This window comes from Zoogloea sp. (assembly GCF_028689785.1).
In the GTDB taxonomy this organism is placed as follows: domain Bacteria; phylum Pseudomonadota; class Gammaproteobacteria; order Burkholderiales; family Rhodocyclaceae; genus Zoogloea.
This window is the reverse complement of record NZ_JAQVCN010000005.1, coordinates 1-13,846: the sequence shown is the minus strand read 5'-3', so window position 1 is coordinate 13,846 and position 13,846 is coordinate 1. Positions and strand designations below refer to the sequence as shown.

12 protein-coding genes are annotated in these 13,846 nt (G+C 59.6%); 6 read left to right on the top strand and 6 right to left on the bottom strand.

What is annotated here, in order from left to right; translation table 11 throughout:
• Positions 1-32 precede the first annotated feature (32 nt).
• The 6 genes from PHI64_RS03990 to dnaA all read right to left on the bottom strand — a co-directional run bounded on the left by PHI64_RS03990 (position 33) and on the right by dnaA (position 8,468).
• Positions 33-956, bottom strand: a complete 924-nt coding sequence (locus PHI64_RS03990; RefSeq protein WP_299878943.1) for an RES family NAD+ phosphorylase — start codon at positions 954-956, stop codon at positions 33-35.
• A 158-nt stretch (positions 957-1,114) separates the two neighbouring features.
• Positions 1,115-2,053, bottom strand: coding sequence for a sce7725 family protein (locus tag PHI64_RS03985; RefSeq protein WP_299878940.1), 939 nt, complete (start codon positions 2,051-2,053; stop codon positions 1,115-1,117).
• Between the two features lie 8 nt (positions 2,054-2,061).
• Positions 2,062-2,949: a sce7726 family protein gene (locus tag PHI64_RS03980; protein ID WP_299878937.1), complete on the bottom strand. Its 888-nt coding sequence runs from the start codon at positions 2,947-2,949 to the stop codon at positions 2,062-2,064.
• Positions 2,950-3,268: 319 nt separating this feature from the next.
• Complete coding sequence (gene gyrB / locus PHI64_RS03975; RefSeq protein ID WP_299878934.1) at positions 3,269-5,743, bottom strand: DNA topoisomerase (ATP-hydrolyzing) subunit B; 2,475 nt, start codon at positions 5,741-5,743, stop codon at positions 3,269-3,271.
• Positions 5,744-5,817: 74 nt separating this feature from the next.
• Entirely contained in the window at positions 5,818-6,924 is a 1,107-nt protein-coding gene (dnaN, locus tag PHI64_RS03970) for a DNA polymerase III subunit beta (protein ID WP_299878931.1), read from the bottom strand.
• Positions 6,925-7,007: 83 nt separating this feature from the next.
• The gene (gene dnaA, locus PHI64_RS03965; protein WP_299878928.1) at positions 7,008-8,468 is read right to left on the bottom strand and encodes a chromosomal replication initiator protein DnaA; all 1,461 of its coding nucleotides are present in this window, start codon (positions 8,466-8,468) and stop codon (positions 7,008-7,010) included.
• 307 nt (positions 8,469-8,775) lie between these two features.
• On the opposite strand from dnaA, the gene rpmH reads away from it, so the two are divergent.
• From rpmH to PHI64_RS03935, 6 genes are all read left to right on the top strand, one after another.
• Positions 8,776-8,910, top strand: a complete 135-nt coding sequence (gene rpmH / locus PHI64_RS03960; RefSeq protein ID WP_079434516.1) for a 50S ribosomal protein L34 — start codon at positions 8,776-8,778, stop codon at positions 8,908-8,910.
• Positions 8,849-9,346 (top strand): ribonuclease P protein component, encoded by a 498-nt coding sequence (rnpA, locus tag PHI64_RS03955; protein ID WP_299878925.1) that lies wholly within the window; start codon positions 8,849-8,851, stop codon positions 9,344-9,346. Before rpmH ends, rnpA begins: the two co-directional genes overlap by 62 nt.
• Positions 9,343-9,552, top strand: coding sequence for a membrane protein insertion efficiency factor YidD (yidD, locus tag PHI64_RS03950; protein WP_299878923.1), 210 nt, complete (start codon positions 9,343-9,345; stop codon positions 9,550-9,552). Before rnpA ends, yidD begins: the two co-directional genes overlap by 4 nt.
• 51 nt (positions 9,553-9,603) lie before the next feature.
• The gene (gene yidC / locus PHI64_RS03945) at positions 9,604-11,250 is read left to right on the top strand and encodes a membrane protein insertase YidC (RefSeq protein ID WP_299878921.1); all 1,647 of its coding nucleotides are present in this window, start codon (positions 9,604-9,606) and stop codon (positions 11,248-11,250) included.
• The gene (mnmE, locus tag PHI64_RS03940) at positions 11,231-12,577 is read left to right on the top strand and encodes a tRNA uridine-5-carboxymethylaminomethyl(34) synthesis GTPase MnmE (protein ID WP_299878919.1); all 1,347 of its coding nucleotides are present in this window, start codon (positions 11,231-11,233) and stop codon (positions 12,575-12,577) included. The genes yidC and mnmE overlap by 20 nt, the downstream gene beginning before the upstream one ends.
• 288 nt (positions 12,578-12,865) lie before the next feature.
• A complete protein-coding gene (locus tag PHI64_RS03935; protein WP_299878917.1) occupies positions 12,866-13,747 on the top strand; it encodes a hypothetical protein in 882 nt (293 codons plus the stop codon).
• Positions 13,748-13,846 lie beyond the last annotated feature (99 nt).

Genomic DNA, 13,846 nt, shown 5'->3' with positions numbered 1-13,846 from the left:
CCAACGCTTGATTTCGTCTTCCATCGCCGTACTCATGTGTCGTTTCTTTCAAGGTTAACACCTAAGCATGATTTTACTGGGGCAATACAGATGGGCGCTACTTCTACTGATACACGATTAATACTGAAGAGCGAAACGTCTCCACCCACGACTTTTTCGGGATTGAAAAGTGCAAGGTTCATACCATTGCTCACTGAACTACGGTAGACAACTCCGTCGTAACCACTTTTCTTGATAAATTCACACAGATATTGGCTAGGAATATAGTCAATCGCGGCGCTTCGCGGTAGAACGGGGCGGGTAAGTTCTTCGCCCAGTCGTTCCAGAAAAGGAATGTCAGCCCGCATCTGGCCAATTGAGCCCGCGTCTGCGAGGAGAAAAGGCGAGACCAGTTTGCGTGGATTGCGTAAATCGATAGCAGTCAAAGAACCCGTAACTTTGAAGTCAGCTACGCACGCCACTTCGCCAGTATGGGGCCGCACCTCTGCAACTGCAGTTTCTGGTAAAGAACCTAAATAGAGATAAGGAATACCCGTCGGGTTAGCACGCCCATGAGTTGTAAGATGCTTTGGTGGGGCCCCCATTTCCGCAATCGGATACGGGGGATTCGCTGTCAGTATGCGCGCTCGGAACCAACTTTCTGGCAAATCATCCGCGGGCAAATGATCCAGTAATTCCTTTAGTCGGTCAGTATCGAGAGTCTCATCAAGAAAATATCTGTTTTTATACATTAGCTCGTCCCGAAGCGTTTCCCATCGGGCAAGCCCTTCACTCTTGTAAGTCTCGGCTGGAGAAAACGTTTTTCGGACGATATCTCCGTTATCTAGAATTTCGCTGAGTAATTCCTTTGCATGGGCAGTATCCATGAATGGATGAGAGAAGATTTGCCAATCATGCTTCAACCATTCCACGAGGGATTTACCATTGGGATTAGGCTCATAAATGCTAATGAGCATTTCAAATACGTCTGCAAGTTGAGCAGGCTCAACTAGATCTACACCTGTTGATTGACAGTAATTGCAGACACCGCGAATTGGATTAAGGGAAGGAATAATGCTTTTTTTGAGACCACGGTCACCAAAGCACTCGGAGCAACAATATGCTGGCATGGATGTTAGTCAGCAAAAAAATCCGCTATCGTTTCTATATGATGCTTCATTGAGAGCTTCTTTACATGACCTAGCCCCGGGAAGTGACCCTTTGCATGGAGATCACGAAACTCCTGGATGGCCTCAGTGTCGATGAGCTTGGAATTGCCAGAGTCCAGCTTAGCTATAAGCTTGCCTAGTGCCTGACCGAACTTTCCGGCAGGATCAGTTGGCGTATCCTTAGTCGTCGAGACAAAATGATAGATGTACATGACATTATCTTTGTCTGAATCGATAAAAGTTAAGTGGATAGCGATAGCGTAAGCTGGGCCACCTCCCTCACTGTAGTCGTCACCTACGATCAAGAAATCCCCAAACCCATCCATGTCCTCCTCCTCGTAGGTAACGTGGAGGTCAGAAAACTCCTCAATAGCTGGGTGGTCAGCATTTCGGCGTCGCTGAAAACCATCACGTAGAAGAATTCGCATACTACCTTTGAAGTGTTTGCGATACAGCTTGCCGCAATGCTTTTCAAAAAAGACATGCTGTGTTTGACCCAGGTCACCGTCTAACTTTTCGGCGAGCGCTTTTGCCTCCGTGAAGCCAGCGTGCACAAATACCGGTTTGTGATCTTTATGTTTATCGTAATAGTTCAACGCCGAGCCAAGGTTCATCCCTTCCTTAAGCAGAATCCCTGCGGTGATACCTTCTTTGTCTAGAAAACCGTTTTTTAGCAAGGAGCTTATTCCAGCACCATCTTCTGCATGATCGCCATGATCCGGGTTAACGATAACAATGGCTTTCCCCTTGACTTCGCAGATAGTTTTTAGTGCTCGATCTAGCCCGCTTAAAACCTCTCTCACGGGCTCAATTATTGGCACAAAGCCCGAACTCTTAAGTAATTCCGCTGTTTCACGAATAGCGATTAGCTCAAACTGCTTACCTCGAAAATAAGGGTAATACATGTGATTGTTTACACCCAGGCCATAGCTTCGTTGAAAGGAGTTTGTACCGCCTGAAGCAGGCGTTCCTGGTCTGCTTGCCGTATTTGAATGGAGAGTGCTGCTGGTTGCAATGAAGGCGGCAACTGATCAAGAAGAGAACCTAGCTGCGCTAAATTACGGGTCCTCTTCAACGTCTGTACCATCTTTTGATGAGCCTCTGTTGGATCCAATTGCCCAAAATACTTTCGCATCACACCGTAAAGCTTCGTATTTGGCACGTCTGGCACTGCAATATTGAAACTTCGCAAAATTTCGCGCGCCTCTGCCAAGCGTAGTGAATCAAATATGGTCTCTGGGCAAACCAGGTCGGGGCGGTCAACGGCCTCTCGTACTGTCTGAATTCTGTTCCATCGTACAAGGCTCAATACGCCTACGTCACTAGAGGTACTACTAACAATTTCCTGTACAAACGCTTCACTAGCGATAACGTAGATTTTTGCGAAAACCTTGCGGTAATTCTCAAGCTGGTTAGTTAAGCGCGCTAAGGAATCACGATCCGATTTGATCTCGTAAACAGTTGCGGTCCCATTCAAGATAGCAAGATCAGCTTTACACGAACCTGCTCTAAACTCTGTCAGCATACTGGCAGTGCTTAGTGAATGGCGGCCTAACAAAATATTATGCGTCAGCGCAGCACGGTAAACATATTCATCACGGAAGCCCGATTTCCTTAGAACAGCGAAAGCGGCCTCAAATGCTGTCGCGACGGTTCCCTTCGCAATACTTTGGCCGGAGAGGCCTGTCTGGTGGAATAAGCGGGTAAATAACGGAGAACGCCCTTTCCGCCCCATTTCGCGGAAAACAGCCGACGAAAATAGGCGAGACAATGCGGAAAGTTGAGTTGCAGTTTGTTCCATTTTCCCAGCCGGCTAAGCCGTAGTGCCCTTTTTTTAAGGTTACAAAGCCTCCTCCGGATCAGGCGCTTATGCTTCATTGTAGTGTTCAATCTTAGTACACTCAATGGCCGAATATGCCTTCGGGGTCATTTTCTTGGTAGCCTCTGTCTTGTCATTACCTCGTAAGGCTGTTTACACGTTTAGGGCTGTGCTACAGCCCTAAGATCCAATCGACTGTGAAGCAAATGAAAAAGCTCAATTTCGGGCTTTTGTCATTATCTGTGTCACTAGTTTTGCACTAACTAGGCACAGTTTTCGCTTTTTGTGTCACCCGACACCCTCACACATCCAGATTCCTCGCATACAGCGCGTTCTCCTCAATAAACGCCCGGCGCGGTTCCACGTTGTCCCCCATCAGGGTGGTAAAGATCTCATCCGCCGCAATGGCGTCGTCGATCTGCACGCGTAGCAGGCGGCGCACGGCGGGGTCCATGGTTGTTTCCCAGAGTTGTTCGGGGTTCATTTCGCCCAGGCCTTTGTAGCGCTGCTTGGAGATGCCGCGTTCCACGTCGGCGAGCATCCAGCGGATGGCGTCGGCAAAGCTGGTGACGGCTTGCTGCTTTTCGCCGCGGCGCATGATGGCGCCGGGCTGGATGAGGCCGGAGATGGATTCGGTGGCCTGGCGGATGGTGCGGTAGTCGCCGGAGCGCAGGAAGTCGGCGTCGATCTGGGTGCGCTTGCGGTTGCCGTGGTGCATGCGGGCAATGTCGAGGGTCCAGGCTTCGGCGCTTTCGTTGTAGACGGCTTCGATGCTCACTTCATTGCCGACGGCGGTCTGCAGGCGCTGGGCGGAGTCGCGGGCGGCGGCTTCGTCGTCCACCGACAGGGGCAGGTCGTTGGCCAGCAGGGCGTGGAGGACGGTGGGGTCGATCCAGTCGGTGAGGCGGCGGATGACGGCTTCGGCCAGCAGGTAGGTGCGGGCCAGGCCGCCGAGGGCGTCGGTGTGGATGGTTTCGGCGCCTTCGGCCGGGGTGAGGATGGCGCCTTCGAGGCCGAGCTTGAGCAGGTGGGCGTTGAGCTCGGTGTCGTCCTTGATGTACATCTCGTTCTTGCCGTGCTTGATCTTGTAGAGCGGCGGCTGGGCGATGTAGATGTGGCCGCGCTCGACGAGCTCGCGCATCTGGCGGTAGAAGAAGGTGAGCAGCAGGGTGCGGATGTGCGCGCCGTCCACGTCCGCGTCGGTCATCAGGATGATGCGGTGGTAGCGCAGCTTTTCGGGCTTGAAGTCTTCGGTGCCGATGCTGGTGCCCAGGGCGGTGATGAGGGTGGCGATCTGCTCGGAGCTGATGAGCTTGTCGAAGCGGGCGCGCTCGACGTTGAGCACCTTGCCGCGCAGGGGCAGGATGGCCTGGAACTTACGGTCGCGGCCCTGCTTGGCGGAGCCGCCGGCGGAGTCGCCCTCGACGATGTAGATTTCGCACAGGGCGGGGTCTTTTTCCTGGCAGTCGGCGAGTTTGCCGGGCAGGCCGACGCCGTCGAGCACGCCCTTGCGGCGGGTCATTTCGCGGGCCTTGCGGGCGGCTTCACGGGCGCGGGAGGCTTCGACGATCTTGCCGCAGATGGTCTTGGCGTCGATGGGGCGCTCGAGCAGGAAGTCGGCGAGCTTCTGGGCGACGACTTCTTCGACCGCCGGGCGGGCTTCGCCGGAGACCAGCTTCATCTTGGTCTGGGAGGCGAACTTGGGGTCGGGCATCTTGACCGAGAGCACGCAGGCGAGGCCTTCGCGCATGTCGTCACCGCTGATGTCGACCTTGGCCTTCTTGGCGATCTCGTTTTCTTCGATGTACTTGTTGATGACGCGGGTCATGGCCGCGCGCAGGCCGGTGAGGTGGGTGCCGCCGTCGGCCTGGGGGATGTTGTTGGTGAAGCACAGCACCTGTTCGGCGTAGCTGTCGTTCCACTGCATGGCCACTTCGACGGTGATGGGCACGCCGTTCTGGAGGGATTCGCCGCTGGCGTGGAAGACGGTGGGGTGGAGCACCGACTTGGCACGGTTCACGTATTCGACGAAGCCGGCCACGCCGCCGGCAAAGGCGAAGTCTTCTTCCTTGCCGGTGCGGCGGTCGATCAGGCGGATCTTGACGCCGTTGTTGAGGAAGGAGAGCTCGCGCAGGCGCTTGGCGAGGATTTCGTAGTGGTATTCGACGGTGCCGAAGATCTCTTCGTCGGCGAGGTAGTGCACCTCGGTGCCGCGGCGGTTGGTGTCGCCGAGGATGCGCAGGGGGCTGGTCTCGATGCCGTCCACGACTTCGATGAGGCGATCGACGGCGTGGCCGCGGTTGAATTCGATGCCGTGCTTCTTGCCGTCGCGGCGCACGGTGAGGCGCAGCCACTTGGAAAGGGCATTCACGCAGGAGACGCCCACGCCGTGGAGGCCGCCGGAGACCTTGTAGCTGTTCTGGTTGAACTTGCCGCCGGCGTGGAGCACGCACATGACGATTTCGGCCGCGGAGCGCTTGGGCTCGTGCTTGTCGTCCATCTTGACGCCGACCGGGATGCCGCGGCCGTTGTCGGTGACGGAGATGGAGTTGTCGGCGTGGATGGTGATGACGATGTCGTCACAGTGGCCGGCCAGGGCTTCGTCGATGGCGTTGTCGACCACTTCGAAGACCATGTGGTGCAGGCCGGTGCCGTCGGAGGTGTCGCCGATGTACATGCCCGGCCGCTTGCGCACGGCCTCCAGCCCTTCGAGCTGCTGGATGCTGGATTCGTCGTAGTTGTCGGCGGAGGCGGGTTGTTGCGGCGTATCGGACATGGCGTTCTCGGTTCAGCGGGTACAGCGGGGACGCCCCCTGGCGGGGGCGCGCAGTCGGACGGTGATGCGGTGGGTCAGATTCTCATGGGCATGACGACGTATTTGAAGTCGGCGTTTTCGGCGAGACCGAAGAGGGCGCTGGCGTTGCCGTCGTTGAAGCGGATTTCGATCTCGTTGGCGGAGACGTTGGTGAGCACGTCGAGCAGGTAGGTGACGTTGAAGCCGATGTCCAGGCTGTCGCCGCTGTAGTCGACTTCGAGTTCTTCCAGGGCTTCTTCCTGCTCGGCGTTGGTGGACACCAGCTTGAGGCTACCTTCGGAGAGCATCAGGCGCACACCGCGGAACTTCTCGTTGGTGAGAATGGCGGCGCGTTGCAGGGACTGCAGCAGGGCCAGGCGGCTGGCCTTGACCAGCTTGGGGTGGCCTTGCGGGATGACGCGCTCGTAGTCGGGGAACTTGCCGTCAATGAGCTTGGAGATGAGCTCGATGTTGCCGAAGCGGAAGACGATCTGGTTGCCCACCAGGGTCACTTCCAGGGGGTCGTCGGAGTCGGCGAGCTGACGGGCCAGTTCAACAACCGTCTTGCGCGGCAGGATCACGTCGGTGCGGGCGTAGTCGCCGACCAGCGGGGAGGCGGCGTAGGCCAGGCGGTGGCCGTCGGTGGCGACCATGCGCAGCAGGTTGCCGGCCACTACCAGCAGCAGGCCGTTGAGGTAGTAGCGGATGTCCTGCTGGGCCATGGCGTATTGCACCAGGGCGAGCTGCTTCTTGAAGGCCTTTTGCGTGGTGGTGAAGTGCACGCCTTCGCCTTCGGGCGGGGCCAGCCGGGGGTAGTCGGCGGCGGGCAGGGTCTGCAGCTGGAAGCGGCTCTTGCCGGCTTTCAGGGTGATGCGTTTGTCGTCGAGGGTGAGGCTGACGTCGGCGGTGTCGGGCAGGGCGCGCAGGATGTCCTGCAGCTTGCGGGCGCCCACGGTGATGGCCACGTCTTCGGCGCCGAGGGCGGCGGGGGTGCTGTTGCGGATCTGGATCTCGACGTCGGTGGCGAGGAGGGTGAGCGAATCGCCCTTCTTCTCGATCAGGACATTGGAGAGGATGGGCAGGGTGTGACGTTTCTCGACGATGCCGGATACCGATTGCAGCGGGGCCAGAAGGGCGTCGCGGGGCGCAGTGAAAAGCAGCATGGACTCAGGTCTCCAGTATCGTATTTAGAGGGGCAGGCGCGCGGTGGGCGTCCATCCGGCAATCTTGGGGGCGAAAGGTTTCATCAGCCGCGCAGCACCTGGGTGAGGACGTGCAGATCATGGTTGAGCTGGGTGTCGCCGAGGCGCAGCTCGGCGATGGTGCGGCAGGCGTGGAGCACGGTGGTGTGATCGCGGCCGCCAAAGGCTTCGCCGATGGCCGGCAGGCTCATGGGGGTGAGATCCTTGGCGAGGAACATGGCCACCTGGCGCGGCCGGGCGATGACCCGGGTGCGCTTCTTGGAGTGCATGTCGGCGACCTTGATCTTGTAATAGTCGGCCACGGTCTTCTGGATGAACTCGGCGGTGAGCTGGCGGTTGTGGGCGTTGAGGAGGTCTTTGAGGGCCTCCTTGGCCACTTCCAGGGTGACTTCCTTGCCATGGAAGCGGGCAAAGGCCAGCACCTTCTTGAGGGCGCCTTCGAGCTCGCGCACGTTGGAGCGGAGGTTTTTGGCGATCAGGAAGGCAACGTCTTCGTTGAGGGCGATGCGTTCGGCTTCGGCCTTCTTTTTAAGGATGGCGACGCGCATCTCCAGCTCGGGCGGTTCGATCTGCACCGTCAGGCCCCAGTCGAAACGGGAGATCAGGCGGTCTTCGAGGCCCTGGACATCCTTGGGGTAGGTGTCGCTGGTGATGATGATCTGCTTCTTGGCCTCGGTGAGGGCGTTGAAGGCGTGGAAGAACTCTTCCTGGGTCCGGTTCTTGTTATTGAAGAACTGGATGTCGTCGATGATCAGCACATCGAGGGAGCGGTAGTAGCGCTTGAAGACGTCGAAGGACTTCTGCTGGTAGGCGCGCACTACGTCGGCGTAATAGTCCTCGGCATGCACGTAGCGGATGACCTTGCGCGGGTCGGCCTTGAACACGGTGTTGCCCAGGGCGTGGATCAAGTGGGTCTTGCCCAGGCCGACGCCGCCATAGATGAACAGCGGGTTGTAGGACACGCCAGGGTTCTGGGCTACCTGCAGGGCGGCGGCGCGGGCCAGGTCGTTGGCGCGGCCGGTGACCAGGGTGTCGAAGGTGAAGTCGGGGTTGAGGCGCGACTTGTCGTAATTGGCGGCATCGGCCGACACCGGAGTTTCGGCAGGGGTGCTGCGGAGCACTGCGGGTGCCGGGGATGAGCTGCCACCGTTTGCGGGTGCCGGGGCTGGCGCGGCACTGCTGGGGGCCGGGGTGCTGCTCGGAGGGGGGCCAGCACGGCGCAGACTGCCGGCTGGGGCCAGGCTGACCTCGATGGTCGGCAGGCCACCGAAGAACTCTTCGCCCAGCTCTTCGATGCGGCGCAGGTAACGGTCGCGCAGCCACTGGCGATGAAAGTTTGACGGTGCCACCAGGCGCATGCCGGCTCCGTCGTCACCGGCAAGCTCTTCGGCACGCAGGGGGAGGATCCAGGTCTTGAACTGCTGGGCGGGTAGTTCCTGCTCCAGGCAGTTCAGGCAATGCGTCCAGAACGCAGCGCATTGGGGCGACGATGAGGCTTCGGGCACGATATTGGGCGGGTGGGTTACGACGGCAGAACGCGCACCGGATAGACGCTTCCGGATGACTCCGGAACAGGGCCGGAGCGGCCAGAATCGCGCGCGGGGAGCGTTTGGCCAAACGCGCATTGTACCTGTGCAGAGGGGACTTATCCACAGCTTCGGGTGGTGATCAGGGCTGTGCATGGGGGCCTGTGGACACTTGCGAGGGCGGGCCTGCCGTGGGGTGTTTGCTGGGGGCGAACAAAACCTGCTTGACAAACAGTGGGTTAACGTATCAAATTGCGCGTTTGACTCAACTTTTCGGGCACGAAAAATGAAACGTACTTACCAACCGTCCGTCGTCCGTCGCAAGCGCACCCACGGCTTCCTGGTCCGCATGGCTACCCGTGGCGGTCGCAAGGTCATCGCCGCTCGCCGCGCCAAGGGCCGTCATCGTCTCGCCGTCTGAGGCTCGCCCGCGGGCCGATCCTGATATTTCTTCCCCGGCAGGCATCGTCAATGGCCCGTCGGATGAAGCAGAAAACACGGCAGGGTTCGGCTTCGGCGCGTCTTTGCGACTGCATAAAACGGATGAATTTTCATCCGTTTTTGCTTTTCGGCGCGTCGTTCGCGGGCGTTACTTCGCGCTCCACTACTGCCCCGGCCAGGCGGGTACGGCCCGGCTCGGCTTGGTGGTGGCGAAGAAGCTCGCCAAGCGGGCGGTGCAGCGCAATCTGGTCAAGCGCATCGGTCGCGACGTGTTCCGTCATGCCTGTGCAAGCCTGCCGCCCTACGATCTGGTGTTACGATTGTCGGCCAAGGTTGGTGACGTCACCAAACGCTCCCTGCGCGAAGACATGCTCGCTGTGATTGAACGCCTGCCCAAGCAGGGTGTGATCAAGTGAAACCGGTTGTGTTGGCTCTGGTCAGAGCCTATCGCTACGCCATCAGCCCCATGCTGGGACGCAACTGCCGTTTTGTGCCGTCCTGTTCCGAATATGCTCTTGAGGCTGTCGAGCGCCATGGCGCCCTGAAGGGGTCGTGGCTGGCGGCGCGGCGTGTGTGCCGCTGCCATCCGTTCAGCGCGGGTGGCTACGATCCGGTACCCTGAGCAGCGCTTGCAAACCCTTCCGCCCCAAACTCCTTCCTGACACTGACTCCGATGGACAACCGTCGCCTGATCCTCCTTCTCGTCTTCTCGTTCTCCCTGGTCATGCTGTGGGACGGCTGGCAGAAGCACAACAAGCCCCCGGTGCCGGCCGTTGCCGCAGCGGCCAATTCTGCAGCTGGTGTTCCCACGCCGACGTTGGGCGCTGCTGCAGCCGGCAGCCCTGCCCTGCCCGGCCAGAACGCCACGGCAGCCGCACCGGCAGTGGCACCCAAGGCCATCATCCGCACTGACGTGCTGGTGGCGGAAGTCTCGGCCCAGGGCGGCGACATCGTCCGGCTTGAGCTGACCCGCCACAAGGCCTCCGAAGATCCCACGCGCAATTACGTGCTCTTCGACAATGGCGAAAAGCACAATTACGCCGCCCAGACCGGCCTGATCGGCAATGGTCTTCCCAATCACAAGACCCTGTTCAGCCTGGCAGCGTCCAGCCTTGAGCTGAAGGACGGCGAGGATGCGGTGACCCTGCGCCTTGACGCACCGGCTACCGCCGAGGGTGTCAAGGTCAGCAAGCTGATCACCTTCCGGCGCGGCAGCTATGTGGCGGATGTGAGCTACGAGATCACCAACGGCAGCCCTGCAGCTTTGGCGCCCCATGCCTACTTCCAGTTCACCCGCGACGGCAAGCCGGCCGAGCAGCCCGGCGGTTTCGGCGTGCAGACCTTCACCGGCCCGGCCTTCTACACCGAAGCCGAGAAGTATCAGAAGGTGTCCTTTGAGGATGTTGCCGCCAAGAAAGCCAAGTTCGTCACCAAGGCCTCCGACGGTTGGGCGGCGATGGTGCAGCACTATTTCGTGGCTGGCTGGGCACCTGCAGAGGGTGAGCGCGAGTTCTTCGCCAACCAGGTGAGTTCCGACCTCTACTCCGCCGGTGTGATCGTGCCGGTGGCCTCCATCGCCCCGGGCCAGAGCGGCAAGCTGTCCATGCCGCTGTATGCCGGCCCTCAGGAGCAGAGCCGTCTCGAACAGTTCGCCAAGGGCTTTGACCTGGTGGTGGACTACGGCTGGCTGACCATCATCGCCGCACCGCTGTTCTGGGTGCTGGAGTGGTTCCACAAGCTCACCGGCAACTGGGGCTGGGCCATCATCCTGGTCACCATCGCCCTGAAGGCCTTGTTCTTCCCTCTGTCCGCCGCCAGCTACAAGTCGATGGCCAAGATGAAGACCCTTGGCCCGCGCCTGCAGCGCCTGAAGGAGCAGTACGGCGACGACAAGATGAAGATGCAGCAGGCCATGATGGACCTGTACAAGCGCGAGAAGGTGAACCCCCTCGGCGGCTGCCTGCCCATCCTGATCCAGATCCCGGTGTTCATCGCCCTCTACTGGGTGCTGCTGGGTGTGGTGGAAATGCGTGGCGCGCCCTGGCTGGGCTGGATCCACGATCTGTCGGTCAAGGATCCGTTCTACATTCTGCCGCTGGTCATGGGTGCCACCAGCTTCATCCAGATGAAGCTCAACCCGGCTCCCCCCGACCCCATCCAGGCCAAGGTGATGATGATGATGCCCATCCTCTTCACGTTCATGTTCCTGTGGTTCCCGGCAGGTCTGGTGCTGTACTGGGTGGTCAACAACACCCTGTCCATTGCCCAGCAATGGCAGATCAACCGGATGATCGCGGCCGGTGGCAAGCCGGCCGAGTGAGCCCATTGCGGCGATCGCCACTGCCCCCGGGCGCGGTGGCATCGGCGTGGTCCGGATCTCCGGGCCGAGTCTCTCCCCGCTCGCGGCCACTCTTGGTGGTCGCGAGCCGCAAGCCCGGGTCGCCCAGTTCGCCCGCTTCCGTGATGGCAGCGGCGGGCTGATCGACGAAGGCCTCCTCCTCTACTTCCCCGCCCCCAACTCCTTTACCGGCGAAGACGTCATCGAGCTCCAGGGCCACGGTGGCCCGGTGGTCATGCAGATGCTGCTGGCCCGCTGCCTTGAGTTGGGCGCCCGCCTTGCCGAGCCCGGTGAATTCACCCGTCGCGCCTTTCTCAACGGCAAGCTCGACCTGGCCCAGGCCGAAAGCGTTGCCGACCTCATCGAGGCCTCCACGGCCGCCGCGGCCCGCTCGGCGGTCCGTTCCCTCACCGGCAGTTTCTCCCGCGAAGTCCAGGGTCTGTGTGACCGCCTGATCGACCTGCGCATGCTGGTCGAGGCGACCCTCGATTTCCCCGACGAGGATGTGGACTTCCTCATCGAGGCCAAGGCCTTCGAACGCATCGAGGTCGTTGCCGCCGAACTGCGCGCCATTCTCGACCGTGCCCGTCAGGGCAGCCTGCTGCGCAATGGCCTGCACGTGGTGCTCGTCGGTCAGCCCAACGTCGGCAAATCCAGCCTGCTCAACCGTCTTGCCGGCGAGGAGCGGGCCATCGTCACCGACATCGCCGGTACCACCCGCGACGCCCTGCGCGAGACCATCCAGATCGAGGGCATTCCCCTCCATATCACCGATACCGCGGGGCTGCGTGACACCACCGACGAAGTCGAGAAGATCGGCATTGCCCGCACCTGGCAGGAGATCGAGCGCGCCGACGTGGTGGTGCGCCTGGTGGATGTGCGGGCCGGCCTCACCGATGCCGACGCAGCCATCGATGCCCGGCTGCCGGCAGGCGTCGAACGCATCACCGTCTTCAACAAGGTGGATCTGCTGGCACGCCAGCCCGAGCGCACCGAGGACGCCGCCGGCATCTGCCTCTATCTTTCCGCCAAGGCCGATCAGGGCGTCGGGCTGCTGCGGGCCGAGCTGCTGCGGGTGGCGGGCTGGCACCGCCATGGGGAAGACGTGATCCTCGCCCGGGAGCGCCACCTCATCGCCCTGCGCGAAGCCCTGGCTCGGGTCGAGGCTGCCCTCGATGCCCGCCACGCCCTCGAACTGATGGCCGAAGAGCTGCGCCTGGCCCAGGAGGCAGTCAATGAGATCACCGGGGAATTCACCCCGGACGATCTGCTGGGGGTGATCTTTTCGCGGTTCTGCATTGGGAAGTGAAGTGGAGTCCATGGACGTCCACTGATGTCTGCTGAGCGTCTGGACGACTGAAGCCATGGGCGCATGAGATTGCAGGGCGGCCTCACCGGACGACCAAGGCACGGCACCGACTGCTGACTTCGATGCGTAGTCCCCGCCTCCTCACGAAAAATCCAAAATGAATATTTTCAAGGGATAATCACACCCCAGCAACAAGATTTCAGGTGCGCCGAAAGCCTGGCCAAGGGATTTACTGCTGTGAGCTCATCCAGAACATGAGCATGTCGCAGGGTTTAGCGAAGAAAGATGATGAGCGCACAATCGATCTGCTGGCGAGAAAAGCTGTATCTCCTGGGGCTGACAACCTTGCTGCTGTCTCCTGACACCTCCTTCGCAAGTGAGCCACCAAGCATAGCCGATGGGATTCTTAGCCGAATATTGGCCTTCAACCTGAAGGCCGCTCAATCCACAGCAGCCTTGGCCGGTGTCCCCAAGACCCCTCTACCCGTTGTCGACTCCGGCGCGTACACCCACATGAATGCCGTGTGGTGGATGGACAACCATCGCCTGATCTTCAATGGCAGCGCGCCCGGCGTTCCGCCCAACGAAGCAGATCCTCAATTTCGCCGCTTTGGAATCCTCATCTGGGATGTCCGGGACAATTCTATACAGGTGTTTCAGGACAATAGAGGGCGGAAGAAGGATGAGGGGTGGGAGCTGGGATGTTACTACTATGAAACGAAGCAAATAACCTACTCTCGCCGGGAATTTACAAAACTGTCGCCCTTTAAAGAATGGAAACAATTTGTAAGATGGGGGGCCTTGGGATCTGAGACGGAAGAAATAGGATTGGGCGCCATTGCACCATCCCCAATCAATACGTCCGAGATTTCCAGCCCGAGGGAACATCCTCATACCTGCGCCCCCAAGCCGAAAAGCTATGACCCTAGTCATCTAACAGCTAATCGCACAACAATCGCCCTACTCGAAGAGCATGGCTACATCGATATAGGCCCCTACCCCAGTACGCCCAAGACGCTCAAGGAATCTCAAGACATTTACTACAAGGTCGGCGCCAAACCGATTCCTCTTGATTTCGAGGCTATTCCCCCTTTTGGCGATCATCGTTACTTCTATCGAGCTGGCAACGGTGGCTACCACCCCCAGGGCAATCGCATCGACCCAGCATAACCGCCTCAAAAATCCCGTTCACATTCATGCAATTACAAACCCCCCTGTTCACTGGGCCGCATTTTGTGTAGTTTCCTGCCTTTTTGGGCTTCCCATGAA

Excerpts from the sequence above, each read along its gene's own strand:
- PHI64_RS03990 (WP_299878943.1), bottom strand. The coding sequence starts at position 956 with ATGCTCATTAGCATTTATGAGCCTAATCCCAATGGTAAATCCCTCGTG.
- PHI64_RS03935 (WP_299878917.1), top strand. The coding sequence starts at position 12,866 with ATGAGCGCACAATCGATCTGCTGGCGAGAAAAGCTGTATCTCCTGGGG.
- gyrB (WP_299878934.1), bottom strand. The coding sequence starts at position 5,743 with ATGTCCGATACGCCGCAACAACCCGCCTCCGCCGACAACTACGACGAA.
- dnaN (WP_299878931.1), bottom strand. The coding sequence starts at position 6,924 with ATGCTGCTTTTCACTGCGCCCCGCGACGCCCTTCTGGCCCCGCTGCAA.
- rpmH (WP_079434516.1), top strand. The coding sequence starts at position 8,776 with ATGAAACGTACTTACCAACCGTCCGTCGTCCGTCGCAAGCGCACCCAC.
- yidC (WP_299878921.1), top strand. The coding sequence starts at position 9,604 with ATGGACAACCGTCGCCTGATCCTCCTTCTCGTCTTCTCGTTCTCCCTG.
- PHI64_RS03985 (WP_299878940.1), bottom strand. The coding sequence starts at position 2,053 with ATGTATTACCCTTATTTTCGAGGTAAGCAGTTTGAGCTAATCGCTATT.
- PHI64_RS03980 (WP_299878937.1), bottom strand. The coding sequence starts at position 2,949 with ATGGAACAAACTGCAACTCAACTTTCCGCATTGTCTCGCCTATTTTCG.